Origin of the sequence: Streptomyces sp. NPDC019890 (assembly GCF_044903445.1) — a bacterium.
GTDB lineage: Bacteria > Actinomycetota > Actinomycetes > Streptomycetales > Streptomycetaceae > Streptomyces.
Window position 1 is genome coordinate 97934 of sequence record NZ_JBJDQK010000002.1, and the last position, 11801, is coordinate 109734.

Below are 11801 nucleotides of genomic sequence, written 5' to 3' on the forward strand. Positions count from 1 at the left end.
CCCTCGCACCCTCCCAGACACGTGATCTACCTCACGGTCTGCACGAGCCCCCTCGCGCGTCTCCTAGGGTGTCCCGCAGTGACTTCCTTCGACTCCTCCCCCACCACCCTCACCGCCTGGCGCGCCCTCCTCGCCCTCGCGGTCGTGTTCATCATGCTGGCGACCACCGGCTGGACCGCCGTACGACATCAGAGCGGTCCCCGCGACGCTCTCGAGGCCGAGCTGGCCGGCTGGACGAAGGCCCGGATCGGGGCGCGCGCGCTGCCCGCCACGACGGCGCCCCCGCAGCGGGTCGCCGCCTTCTTCGGATCGCTCGGCAGCGCCCAGCGGGCCCGTCTCGCCAACCGGTACCCCCTCGTCGTCGGCAATCTCAACGGTGCCCCGGTCACCCTGCGCTACCGCGCCAACCGCACGGCTCTTGCGCACTCGCTCGACCAGGAGCGCAAGCGCGTCAGTGACCCCAACCTCACCGCGGACGGCCATCACGAGGCGGTCCGCCGCATGCACCGGTTCCAGGCGCTCATGAGCGCCGACCGGCAGATCCTCGCGTTCGACCCGTCCGGGCCCGGCAAGGTCGCCGAAGTACTCGGCGACCTCGACCGCGCCGAGCGCGTATCGGTGATCGTCCCCGGCGTCGACACCAATCTGCTCACCTTCCAGCGGACCACCCGCAAGTACTCCGCACCTCTCGGCATGGCGCAGTCGCTGTACTCTGCCGAGCGGGCCGCGGCCCCCGGTACGCGTACCGCCGTCATCGCCTGGGCCGACTACACCGCGCCCGTCGGCGTCGGCATGGACTCGGCCATCGGCCGGCTTGCCGAGGCCGGCGCGGTACGGCTGACCGCGCTCACCGGCGCGCTGCCCGGCGACTCCAAGGTCGCGCTGTTCTGCCACAGTTACGGCTCCGTGGTGTGCGGCGTCGCGGCCCGGCGGCTGCCCACCCGCGTCGGGGACATCGCGGTGGCCGGCAGCCCCGGCATGCGCGCCCCGAACGTGGCCGGACTGGGAACTCACGCCCGCGTGTGGGCGATGCGGGACGGCGACGACTGGATCCAGGACGTCCCGCATCTGGCGGTCGGCGGGCTCGGACACGGCGAGGACCCGGTGACGCCGGCGTTCGGAGCGCGGGTCATGTCGGCCGCGGGCGCCGTCGGTCACACCGGCTATTTCGAGCCGGGTACGGACAGCCTCAGCAACTTCGCGGAGATAGGCGTCGGTTCGTACGACGGCGTGAGCTGCGCGAGCGAGGACGACACGTGCCGCAGTGGTATTTACGGCGACGAGGCGGCCTGACGCGCGTAGAGCATCATGGACCGGGCTGGGCACCGAGGGGCGACGCACAGACGCACGCCATATACGGTGAGGCGTATGGGTGATGTGCTGGCCGGAATTCAAGCCACCTGGGAGTTCGAGACCGACTCCGTGCTCATCCGCTTCGAACGGGGGCTCCGCACGCCGAAGCTGTTCCAGACGCTTCGCGAACGGCGCATCCCCCACGAGGCGTTGGCGGCGGTGACGCTCTCCCCTGGCAAGCGCGGCACGGTGGTGCTGCACGCGGTGCCGAGACCCGGCGCGGATCCGCTGATGGAGGCGGCGGCCGGGCAGTTGAGGGAGGGCTGCGACCCGTACCGCCTGGTGCTGCCCGCGGAGCGCGAGACGCTGGCGGAGTACTACGCGGACGAGTTGCGCGCGCTGCTGCCGGCGGACGCGGACCGGCCGGCCGAACAGTACTCCGTGGCCGCGCCCGAGGCCCCGATGCACTTCAAGGCGTACGACGGAAAGGCCTCCTTCGACGGCTCGCAGGTCTCCTTCCGCTGGTCGTGGACGGGCGCGTCGTCCGCCAAGTGGAAGGCGGGCGACCAGAGTTTCCCGGTGGCTGAGCTGAGCGGGGTGGAGTGGCGCTCTCCGGAGGCCTTCGACGGCTATCTGCGCCTGCTGCGGCGCGGCGAGGAGCCCGGGAAGGACGGGGCCGGGCCGGCCCAGGTGGACCAGGACCCGGCGGCGGTGCTTTTCGGGCTCAGATACGGCCCGGTGCACGAGTCGCTGCCGTTCGCGGCCGCGGTGCTCGAGTCCGTACGGAACACCGGCTCCGCGCCGGTCCCGGCACTGCGGCCGGGCCGACGCGACCCTGCGGACATCGCGGAGCGGATACGGCACCTGGGGGAGCTGCACCAGGCGGGTCTGGTGACGGACGAGGAGTTCAGTTCGAAGAAGGCGGAGCTGCTGTCGGAGCTGTAGGCGGCGTCCTCGCGGCGGCTGACCGCGTGGGGTGCAAGGGGCCGCCCGCGAGCCGGCGCCAACCGGGCTGCTCGCGGCGGCTTCGCAGTCTTCGCCCCGGTCGGGCTCAGCCCTCGCGGGCCGCCGACGTCGAGGACATGTCCGGGTAGCGGTCCCCCGCCACAAGCCCGGCGATCGGCTCCAGCACCACCAGCTCGTCCGCGGTCAGCTTCAGCCGGGTCGCCCCGACGTTCTCCAGCAGCCGGCTCGTCCTACGGGTGCCGGGGATCGGGACCACCGCGAGTGAGTGCACCTCGGCCTGCTGCTGCACCCAGGCCAGCGCCACCTGCCCGACCGTCGCCCCGTGCGCCGCCGCGATCTTGTGCACGGGTTCGAGCAGCGCGGCGTTCGTCTTGGCGTTGTCACCGGTGAAGCGCGGCTGGTACTGACGGAAGTCGTCCGCCGACAGCTCCTTGCCCGCGTCCGCGAACGCCCCGGTCAGGAAGCCGCGCCCGAGAGGCGAGTACGGCACAAAGGCGACGCCGAGCTCGGCCGCCGCGCCCACCGCGCTGCGCTCCACATCCCTGCTGAAGAGGGACCACTCCGACTGCAGGGCGGCGATCGGGTGCACGGCGTGCGCCTCGCGCAGCTCCGCGCCGGTGACCTCGCTCAGCCCCAGGTGCTTGACCTTGCCCTCCTCGACCAGCTCGGCCATCGCGCCGACGGACTCGGAAAACGGCACGGCCGGGTCGCGGCGGTGCATGTAGTACACGTCGATGACGTCGGTCTTCAGCCGCGTGAGGCTCGCCTCGACGGCCTGCCGGATGTACGCGGGGTCGTTGCGGATGCCCCGGTAGTGCGGGTCGTCGGTCCGCTCGATGGAGAACTTGGTTGCCAGCGTTATCTCGTCGCGGTGCGCCCCGAAGAACGGCGCGAGGAACTCCTCGTTGGCCCCTCGCCCGTACACGTCCGCGGTGTCGAAGAGCGTGACGCCCGCCTCCAGCGCCGCCTCCAGGGTGTCCCGGGCGGCCACCGGGTCGGTGTCCCCGTAGAACTCGCTCATTCCCATGCACCCCAGGCCCTGCACGCCGACCAGCGGTCCGTTGGTCCCGAGCCGTACCTGTGCGATCTTGCTGTTGCTCATCAGGGTTCAGACCCTCTCCGACGCCCGGTGGGCGCCCGCGTAAAACTCGATCTTGTGGTCGAGGACGGCAAGTGTGTCCTGGAGTTCCGCGATCCGCGCAACGACGTCGCGCCGCGTCTGCTCCAGCAGCTCCTGCCGTGCCTCGAAGGTGTGCTCGCCCTCCCGCACCAGCTCCGCGTAGCGGACCATGTCCGCGACCGGCATCCCGGTCAGCCGCAGCTTGCCGACGAAGGCGAGCCAGTCCAGGTCGCGGTTGCTGAAGCGCCGCTGCCCGGTGTGCGAGCGGTCGACATGCGGCATCAGCCCGATCCGCTCGTACCAGCGCAGGGTGTGCGCGGTGAGTCCGGTGAAGGCGACGACTTCGCTGATCGTGTAGCTGTCCTGCCCCTCGGGGCGCGGATACGCGGGGGGAGCCGACTTGCAGAGGTCCGTTGGTACCGCCGTGCTCTCGATCAGCGTCATGACTCAACGCTAGGACCTTCGAGTGCACTCCAAGCAAGCGGAAACCTGTGGCAGTTTCCGGACGACGCCGAATAGCCTGCGGAACCATGAGCCCCGCACGACGCGCCACCCCTGAGGACGCCGAAGAACTGGTACGCCTGCGCAAGGTCATGCAGGACTCGTATCTCGGCCCCGATCCGGACGTCAGCTGGCAGAGCGCCGCCGTCGCGACGCTGCGCAAGAGGCTGGCCGACCCGGATGCCGACCTGACCGCGTTCGTCGTCGAGCGGCCCGGGGGCCTGGCGGCCTGCGCGGTCGGCACCATCGAGTACCGGCTCGGCGGCCCCGGCAATCCGCACGGCACCAGCGGCTATGTCTTCAGCGTCGCCACCGATCCGGACCTGCGCCGCCGGGGCCACTCCCGCGCCTGTATGGAGGCGCTGCTGGCCTGGTTCCGCGAGCGCGGCATACGCAGGATCGACCTGCGCGCCTCTCCCGACGGCGAGCCGTTGTACGCCTCGCTCGGCTTCGTCCGCACCCCCGATCCCGCGATGCGGCTCACCCTTTAGGACGGTCTAGTCTCGTACGCATGCAGAGCGTGGCGATGATCGAGAACTGGCCGGTACCGACCGCGGCGGCCGCCGTCGTACGAGCGGACGGCACCGTCGCCGGTTCCCACGGACCGACGTCGCACCGCTTTCCCCTCGCTTCCGTCACCAAGCCGCTCGCGGCGTACGCGGCGCTCGTGGCGTACGAGGAGGGGGCGATCGAACTCGACGAACCGGCAGGCCCCGAAGGCTCCACGGTCCGGCATCTGCTGGCCCACACCTCGGGCCTGGCCTTCGACGAGCATCGTGTGACTGCCCCGCCCGGCACCCGCCGGCTCTACTCCAACGCGGGCTTCGAGGTGCTCGGGGACCATATAGCCAAGGCGACCGAGATCCCGTTCGCCGAGTATCTGCACCAGGCGGTGCTCGAGCCGCTGGGCATGACGGCGACAACGCTGGACGGCTCGCCCGCGAAGGACGGCGTCTCGACGGTGGACGACCTCGTCCGCTTCGCCGCCGAGGTCCAGGCTCCGCGGCTGCTGGACGCCCGCACGGTGCTGGAGGCGATGACGGTCACGTATCCGGGACTGTCCGGGATCCTCCCCGGCTACGGGCACCAGAAGCCGAACGACTGGGGTCTCGGCTTCGAGATCCGGGACGCCAAGTCGCCCCACTGGACGGGCAGTTCGTCGTCGCCGCGCACCTTCGGCCACTTCGGGCAGTCCGGTACGTTCCTGTGGGTCGACCCGGCCGCGGGCGCGGCCTGCGTGGCGCTCACGGACCGGCACTTCGGGCCGTGGGCGATCGAGGCCTGGCCGGCGTTCACGGACGCGGTGCTCGCCGAGCTGCGCTGAGACGGGACCAGTCGGAGCCGGTGGCGTCGACGGCCTGGATCCCGTGCTGGAAGGTCCCGCCCCAACTGGGCCGGCGCACGAGTCCCGGCTCACATCTCCCAGATCAGGACCTCGGCAGGACCGGTGGCCGCGGCCAGCTCGACTCCCTGGGCTTCGCTGATCCGCGCCGAGTCGCCAGGCCCCAACTCGTCCTGTGCCAACCGCACTTCACCGCGTACGACATGGACGTACACCGCGGGGGCGTCCGGCACCGCAGTGCGCTCCCTCGGGGCCAGACGACGCACGTGCAGCATCGCGCCCGCCTCGGGGAGTGCGTACGGCGTCGAGTCGGCGATGCCGTGCACGATCTCGTACGAGGGATCGCCGCCCGGTGACAGCGGCGCCAGCCACATCTGTACGAAGGTCAGCGGCACGTCCGCGTCGTTGCGCTCCACGTGCCGCACGCCGTCCGCCGAGCTGAGCCGCTGGACGTCACCGGGGCGCACCACCGTGGCGTGGCCCGCCGAGTCGCGGTGGGTCAGCTCGCCCTCGACGACCCAGGTGACGATCTCGGTGTGACTGTGCGGATGCTCGTCGAAGCCCGCACCGGGCTCAAGACGCTCCTCGTTGCAGGCGAGGATCGCGCCGAAGCGGAGGTTGTCGGGGTCGTAGTGACGCCCGAAGGAGAACGCGTGCAGGGACTCGATGCCCGAGGCGGGGTCGCCGCCGCGGTAGCGGTCGGCGGAGCGCCGTACGTCAATCACGGGTCCACGGTAGCCCCGCGGCAACCGTCCGTTCGCCGGACGCACCTCGCGCGGCGAACGGTGTCACCGCGGGGGACCGGGCTCGCACGGCAAGCGAGGTCCCTGCGACCCGGGCGCTCGCGATGAACACGAGCCGGTGCGCGGCTGCTTCCGGCGCCGGGCGACACGGCGCCTTCGGCGTGCCACGAGCCGCCGCACGGCACGGCCGCGAGGCGCCCCGGCGCCGCGCGGTGCGACGCCCGTACCAGGACAAAGAACCCCGCCACTCCGTTCTCCCGTCCCGATAAGGCACTCTTGTCCCCGTGCCCGAACCTGCAGCAAACGACGCCCACCAGCATTCCGCGACCCTGCGCCGCCTGGAACAGTCCTCCGGCCGGCTCGCCGCGAACGCCATCGCACGCATGGACGCGACGCTGCCGTGGTACCGGGCGATGCCCCCGGAGAACCGGTCGTGGATCGGCCTGGTCGCCCAGGCCGGCATCGCCGCGTTCACCGAGTGGTTCCGGCATCCGGAGACCCCGCAGGCGATCTCGACCGATGTCTTCGGCACAGCTCCGCGCGAGCTGACCCGGGCGATCACCCTGCGCCAGACCGTCGAAATGGTGCGTACGACCATCGAGGTCATGGAGTCGGCGATCGAGGAGGTCGCCGCCCCCGGCGACGAGTCGGTGCTGCGCGAGGCCCTGCTCGTCTACGCCCGTGAGATCGCGTTCGCCACCGCCCAGGTGTACGCGCAGGCCGCCGAGGCCCGCGGCGCCTGGGACGCCCGCCTGGAGTCCCTCGTGGTCAACGCCGTGCTGTCCGGCGAGGCCGACGAGGGTGCGGTCTCCCGCGCCGCCGCGCTCGGCTGGAACTCCCCCGAACACGTCTGCGTCATCCTCGGCACCGCTCCCGACGGTGACAGCGAACTCACCGTCGAGGCGATCCGCCGTGCCGCCCGGCACGCCAAGCTCCAGGTCCTCACCGGAGTCCTCGGCGACCGGCTCGTCGTCATCGCGGGCGGCAGCGACAATCCGCTGCATGTCGCCAAGGCTCTGATCGGGCCTTATGCGGCCGGACCGGTGGTCGCAGGGCCCGTAGTGCCCGATCTGCTCGCCGCGACCAGGTCCGCGCAGGCCGCCGCCGCCGGGCTCAAGGCGTGTTTGGCCTGGCAGGACGCCCCGCGCCCGGTGCTCGCCGACGATCTGCTCCCCGAGCGCGCCATCGCCGCGGACCCCGCCGCGCGCGAGCAGTTGGTGGAGGAGATCTACAGACCACTGGAAGAAGCAGGGTCGGCGCTGCTGGAAACTCTGAGCGTCTATCTGGAGCAAGCGAGCAGTCTCGAAGGCGCGGCCCGGATGCTCTTCGTCCATCCCAACACCGTGCGCTACCGGCTGCGACGTGTGACCGACGTCACCGGCTGGTCACCCTCCGATGTCCGATCCGCGTTCACACTTCGGATTGCACTCATCTTGGGGCGTCTGGCCGACGCAGATTCGCAGCCCTAGACTTTTGTCGAACACCAACAATTCCCCTGACGGTTCTTCGTCCCTGTCCTCACGGGCGGTTGGAGCCGTCCACAAGAGAGAGTGTGAGGGTGCTCGTACTCGTCGCTCCCGGCCAAGGCGCTCAGACGCCCGGCTTCTTGACTCCCTGGCTCGACCTGCCCGGCGCTGCCGACCGCATTGCGGCCTGGTCCGACGCCATCGGGCTCGACCTTGCCCACTACGGCACGAAGGCCGACGCGGACGAGATCCGCGACACGGCCGTGGCGCAGCCGCTCCTCGTCGCCGCCGGCCTGCTGTCGGCCGCCGAGCTGGGTGACATCACGCCCGGTGCCGTCGCCGGTCACAGCGTCGGCGAAATCACCGCGGCCGCGTTCGCCGGTGTCATCGACGACGCCGCCGCGCTCGGTCTCGTACGCACCCGGGGCCTGGCGATGGCCGAGGCCGCCGCGGTCACCGAGACCGGCATGTCGGCCGTCCTCGGCGGCGACCCCGAGAACGTCGTCGCCCATCTCGAGGGCCTCGGTCTGACCCCGGCGAACGTCAACGGCGCCGGCCAGATCGTCGCCGCGGGCACCGCCGAGCAGCTCGCCGCGCTCGCCGAGAACAAGCCGGAGAAGGCCCGCGTCATCGCGCTGAAGGTGGCCGGAGCGTTCCACACTCACCACATGGCGCCCGCGGTCGCGACGCTCCAGGAGGCCGCGGCGAAGCTCACGCCCGCCGACCCCGCCGTCCCGTACGTCTCGAACAAGGACGGGCAGACCGTCGCCACCGGCGACGAGGTCATTGCCCGGCTGGTCGGCCAGGTCGCCAACCCGGTCCGCTGGGACCTGTGCATGGAGACCTTCAAGGCGCAGGGCGTCACCGCCCTGATCGAGGTCTGCCCCGGCGGCACGCTGACGGGCCTCGCCAAGCGCGTACTGCCCGGCGTGCAGACGCTCGCGCTGAAGACCCCTGACGACCTCGACGCGGCCCGCACGCTCGTCGCCGAGCACTCTGCCTGACAAGGAGCCGTAGAGCATGTCGAAGATCAAACCCAGCCAGGGTGCTCCGTACGCACGGATCATGGGTGTCGGCGGCTACCGCCCGACCCGGGTCGTGCCCAACGAGGTGATCCTCGAGACGATCGACTCCTCCGACGAGTGGATCCGCTCCCGCTCGGGCATTGCCACGCGCCACTGGGCCTCCCCCGAGGAGACCGTGTGCGCGATGTCCGTCGAGGCGTCCGGCAAGGCGATCGCCGACGCGGGGATCACCCCGCAGCAGATCGGCGCGGTGATCGTCTCCACCGTCTCGCACTTCAAGCAGACCCCGGCCGTCGCCACCGAGATCGCGGACAAGATCGGCGCGATCAAGCCGGCCGCGTTCGACATCTCCGCGGGCTGCGCGGGCTTCGGCTACGGCCTGACTCTCGCCAAGGGCATGGTCGTCGAGGGCTCGGCGGAGTACGTGCTCGTCATCGGCGTCGAGCGGCTGAGTGACCTGACCGACCTGGAGGACCGTGCGACGGCCTTCCTGTTCGGCGACGGCGCGGGTGCGGTCGTCGTCGGCCCCGCCAAGGAGCCGAAGATCGGCCCGACCGTGTGGGGTTCGGAGGGCGACAAGTCCGACACCATCAAGCAGACCGTGCCGTGGGACGAATACCGCAACGGCACCGTCGAGAAGTTCCCGGCGATCACTCAGGAGGGCCAGGCGGTCTTCCGCTGGGCCGTGTTCGAGATGGCGAAGGTCGCCCAGCAGGCGCTTGACGCGGCCGGAATCACCGCGGACGACCTGGACGTCTTCATTCCGCACCAGGCCAATATGCGAATCATCGACTCGATGGTGAAGACTCTGAAGCTGCCGGAGCACGTCACGGTCGCCCGTGACGTGGAAACCACCGGCAACACGTCGGCCGCCTCGATCCCGCTCGCGATGGAGCGGCTTCTGGCGACCGGTCAGGCCAAGAGCGGCGACACCGCGCTCGTCATCGGCTTCGGGGCGGGTCTCGTCTACGCAGCCACGGTAGTTACCCTCCCCTAGGCAACCGGATCTTCCGGACGCCACACCCTCTGAAACAACACCGAAGGAGCGCCACATGGCCGCCACTCAGGAAGAGATCGTTTCCGGTCTCGCGGAGATCGTCAACGAGATCGCCGGCATCCCGGTCGAGGACGTCCAGCTGGACAAGTCCTTCACCGACGACCTGGACGTCGACTCGCTGTCCATGGTCGAGGTCGTCGTCGCCGCCGAAGAGCGCTTCGACGTCAAGATCCCGGACGACGACGTCAAGAACCTGAAGACCGTCGGCGACGCCGCGGACTACATCGCGAAGCACCAGGCCTGAGCCTGAGACGCGCTTGTCGCCACCTGACGGTGGCGTCGTGAACATTCAGCACCCTCTACACGTGGAGAAAGAATTCCTGTGAGCTCGACCAATCGCACCGTGGTCGTCACCGGTATCGGCGCAACCACACCGTTGGGTGGCGACAGCGCATCGACCTGGGAGGGTCTGCTCGCCGGACGCTCCGGGGTCAGGCCCCTGGAGGGCGAGCGGTTCGCCGACCTCCCGGTCCGGATCGCCGCGCCCGCGGCGGTCGACCCGGGCGAGGTGCTGCCGCGCCCGCTGGCCCGCAAGCTCGACCGCTCGGCGCAGTTCGCGCTGATCGCGGCGCGCGAGGCGTGGGCCGACGCCGGTTACACCGCGCCCGCCGGCGAGGACGACAAGATCCAGCCCGGCCGCCTCGGCACGGTCATCGCCTCCGGCATCGGCGGCGTGACGACGCTGCTCGACCAGTACGACGTGCTCAAGGAGAAGGGCGTACGCCGCGTCTCCCCGCACACCGTGCCCATGCTCATGCCGAACGGCCCCTCCGCCAACGTCGGCCTGGAGGTGAACGCCCAGGCGGGCGTGCACACTCCGGTCTCCGCGTGTGCGTCCGGCGCCGAGGCGATCGGTTACGCCGTCGAGATGATCCGCACCGGCCGTGCCGATGTGGTCGTCGCCGGTGGCACGGAGGCGGCCATCCACCCGCTGCCGATCGCGGCCTTCGCCAACATGATGGCGATGTCCAAGAACAACGACGAGCCCGAGAAGGCTTCTCGGCCGTACGACAAGGGCCGTGACGGCTTTGTCCTCGGCGAGGGCGCGGGCGTCGTCGTCCTCGAGTCGGCCGAACATGCCGCGCGGCGCGGCGCGAAGGTCTACTGCGAGGTGCTGGGCCAGGGCCTGTCCGCGGACAGCCACCACATCGCGCAGCCCGAGCCGACGGGTCGGGGTATCGCGACCGCGCTGCAGAACCTGCTGGACTCGACGGACCTCAAGGCGACCGAGGTCGTACACCTGAACGCGCATGCGACGTCCACGCCGCAGGGTGACGTCGCCGAGATCAAGGCCCTGCGCAAGGTCCTGGGCGACGAGCTCGACCATGTCGCGGTCTCCGCCACGAAGTCGATGACGGGCCATCTGCTGGGTGGCGCGGGCGGTATCGAGACGGTCGCGACGGTGCTCGCGCTGTACCACCGCACGGCGCCGCCGACCATCAACGTCGAGGACCTCGACGAGGAGGTCGACGCGGACATCGTGCGCGGCGAGCCCCGCAAGCTGCCTCAGGGCACGATCGCGGCGATCAACAACTCGTTCGGCTTCGGCGGCCACAATGTAGTGCTGGCGTTCCGGACGGTCTGAGTCCGCCTACGCGTGAGGCCCGCTCCCTTTCGAGGGGGCGGGCCTTTTTTCGTCCAGCACGGCCGGCCCGCGGCGGGCCGGGGGGCGATGTCAGACCACCTGGTGGAGCCAGCGGACCGGCGCGCCTTCGCCCGCGTACCGGAACGGCTCCAGTTCGTCGTCCCACGGCTTGCCCAGCAGTTTCGCGATCTCCGCCTCCAGCTCCGTCTCCCCCTGCGCCGAGCGCGCCAGCGCGGCCCGCAGCCGGTCCTCGGGGACCAGGATGTCGCCGTGGATCCCGGTGACCGCGTGGAAGATGCCGAGCTCGGGCGTGGCGCTGTACCGCTCGCCCTCCGCCGTGGGGCAGGGCTCCGCGGTCACCTCGAAGCGCAGCATCTGCCACCCCCGCAGGGCAGATGCGAGCTTGGAGGCCGTGCCCACCTCGCCCCGCCAGGAGAATTCGGCTCTCCACGTGCCGGGCGACGCCGGCTGGCGGATCCAGTCCAGCTGGACCCGCACGCCGAGCACGCCCGCGACCGCCCATTCGACGTGCGGGCACAGCGCGCGCGGTGCGGAGTGAACGTACAGAACGCCACGTGTCGTCACCGGGACCTCCAGTGTGGGACGAGGATCGTCTTCCCAGCGGCCTCAGTAAACAGCATCGGGAGTGAAACTCCACAAAAGGGACAGCATGTGACGTGATGTAATTTACCGGAGCCGATGG

13 protein-coding genes are annotated in these 11801 nt (G+C 70.7%); 9 read left to right on the forward strand and 4 right to left on the reverse strand.

Features of this window, described 5'->3' with window-relative positions; translation table 11 throughout:
* Positions 1-78: 78 nt before the first annotated feature.
* Positions 79-1293: an alpha/beta hydrolase gene (locus ACI2LP_RS04845; RefSeq protein ID WP_404723137.1), complete on the forward strand. Its 1215-nt coding sequence runs from the start codon at positions 79-81 to the stop codon at positions 1291-1293.
* Positions 1294-1368: 75 nt separating this feature from the next.
* On the forward strand, positions 1369-2238 hold the full coding sequence (locus ACI2LP_RS04850) for a DUF4429 domain-containing protein (RefSeq protein ID WP_404723138.1): 870 nt from the start codon (positions 1369-1371) through the stop codon (positions 2236-2238).
* 106 nt (positions 2239-2344) lie between these two features.
* Here ACI2LP_RS04850 and ACI2LP_RS04855 read toward each other — a convergent pair whose 3' ends face one another.
* Together ACI2LP_RS04855 and ACI2LP_RS04860 are read right to left on the reverse strand one after the other, a co-directional pair.
* Positions 2345-3361: an aldo/keto reductase gene (locus ACI2LP_RS04855; RefSeq protein ID WP_404723139.1), complete on the reverse strand. Its 1017-nt coding sequence runs from the start codon at positions 3359-3361 to the stop codon at positions 2345-2347.
* A 6-nt stretch (positions 3362-3367) separates the two neighbouring features.
* Complete coding sequence (locus ACI2LP_RS04860) at positions 3368-3823, reverse strand: MerR family transcriptional regulator (protein ID WP_404723140.1); 456 nt, start codon at positions 3821-3823, stop codon at positions 3368-3370.
* A gap of 86 nt (positions 3824-3909) precedes the next feature.
* Between ACI2LP_RS04860 and ACI2LP_RS04865 the strand changes: the two genes are divergently transcribed.
* Together ACI2LP_RS04865 and ACI2LP_RS04870 are read left to right on the forward strand one after the other, a co-directional pair.
* Positions 3910-4371 carry a GNAT family N-acetyltransferase gene (locus ACI2LP_RS04865; RefSeq protein WP_404723141.1) on the forward strand — a complete coding sequence of 154 codons (462 nt, stop codon included), beginning with the start codon at positions 3910-3912 and terminating at the stop codon, positions 4369-4371.
* Positions 4372-4391: 20 nt separating this feature from the next.
* On the forward strand, positions 4392-5204 hold the full coding sequence (locus ACI2LP_RS04870) for a serine hydrolase domain-containing protein (protein ID WP_404723142.1): 813 nt from the start codon (positions 4392-4394) through the stop codon (positions 5202-5204).
* Positions 5205-5293: 89 nt separating this feature from the next.
* Here ACI2LP_RS04870 and ACI2LP_RS04875 read toward each other — a convergent pair whose 3' ends face one another.
* On the reverse strand, positions 5294-5947 hold the full coding sequence (locus ACI2LP_RS04875) for a pirin family protein (RefSeq protein WP_404723143.1): 654 nt from the start codon (positions 5945-5947) through the stop codon (positions 5294-5296).
* A 302-nt stretch (positions 5948-6249) separates the two neighbouring features.
* Between ACI2LP_RS04875 and ACI2LP_RS04880 the strand changes: the two genes are divergently transcribed.
* The 5 genes from ACI2LP_RS04880 to fabF all read left to right on the forward strand — a co-directional run bounded on the left by ACI2LP_RS04880 (position 6250) and on the right by fabF (position 11098).
* A complete protein-coding gene (locus ACI2LP_RS04880) occupies positions 6250-7434 on the forward strand; it encodes a helix-turn-helix domain-containing protein (RefSeq protein ID WP_360884728.1) in 1185 nt (394 codons plus the stop codon).
* 89 nt (positions 7435-7523) lie between these two features.
* Complete coding sequence (locus tag ACI2LP_RS04885) at positions 7524-8435, forward strand: ACP S-malonyltransferase (RefSeq protein WP_404723144.1); 912 nt, start codon at positions 7524-7526, stop codon at positions 8433-8435.
* 16 nt (positions 8436-8451) lie between these two features.
* Positions 8452-9453 carry a ketoacyl-ACP synthase III gene (locus tag ACI2LP_RS04890; protein ID WP_360884723.1) on the forward strand — a complete coding sequence of 334 codons (1002 nt, stop codon included), beginning with the start codon at positions 8452-8454 and terminating at the stop codon, positions 9451-9453.
* 55 nt (positions 9454-9508) lie between these two features.
* The gene (locus ACI2LP_RS04895; RefSeq protein ID WP_023542032.1) at positions 9509-9757 is read left to right on the forward strand and encodes an acyl carrier protein; all 249 of its coding nucleotides are present in this window, start codon (positions 9509-9511) and stop codon (positions 9755-9757) included.
* 78 nt (positions 9758-9835) lie between these two features.
* Positions 9836-11098: a beta-ketoacyl-ACP synthase II gene (fabF, locus tag ACI2LP_RS04900; protein WP_404723145.1), complete on the forward strand. Its 1263-nt coding sequence runs from the start codon at positions 9836-9838 to the stop codon at positions 11096-11098.
* 90 nt (positions 11099-11188) lie between these two features.
* Here fabF and ACI2LP_RS04905 read toward each other — a convergent pair whose 3' ends face one another.
* Positions 11189-11683, reverse strand: a complete 495-nt coding sequence (locus ACI2LP_RS04905) for a DUF3145 domain-containing protein (RefSeq protein WP_360884715.1) — start codon at positions 11681-11683, stop codon at positions 11189-11191.
* Between the last annotated feature and the right edge of the window lie 118 nt (positions 11684-11801).

What these genes read in the sequence shown, in the direction of transcription:
- ACI2LP_RS04870 (WP_404723142.1), top strand. Translation starts at nt 4,392, where the DNA reads ATGCAGAGCGTGGCGATGATCGAGAACTGGCCGGTACCGACCGCGGCG.
- ACI2LP_RS04895 (WP_023542032.1), top strand. Translation starts at nt 9,509, where the DNA reads ATGGCCGCCACTCAGGAAGAGATCGTTTCCGGTCTCGCGGAGATCGTC.
- ACI2LP_RS04890 (WP_360884723.1), top strand. Translation starts at nt 8,452, where the DNA reads ATGTCGAAGATCAAACCCAGCCAGGGTGCTCCGTACGCACGGATCATG.
- ACI2LP_RS04850 (WP_404723138.1), top strand. Translation starts at nt 1,369, where the DNA reads ATGGGTGATGTGCTGGCCGGAATTCAAGCCACCTGGGAGTTCGAGACC.
- ACI2LP_RS04855 (WP_404723139.1), bottom strand. Translation starts at nt 3,361, where the DNA reads ATGAGCAACAGCAAGATCGCACAGGTACGGCTCGGGACCAACGGACCG.
- ACI2LP_RS04860 (WP_404723140.1), bottom strand. Translation starts at nt 3,823, where the DNA reads ATGACGCTGATCGAGAGCACGGCGGTACCAACGGACCTCTGCAAGTCG.
- ACI2LP_RS04865 (WP_404723141.1), top strand. Translation starts at nt 3,910, where the DNA reads ATGAGCCCCGCACGACGCGCCACCCCTGAGGACGCCGAAGAACTGGTA.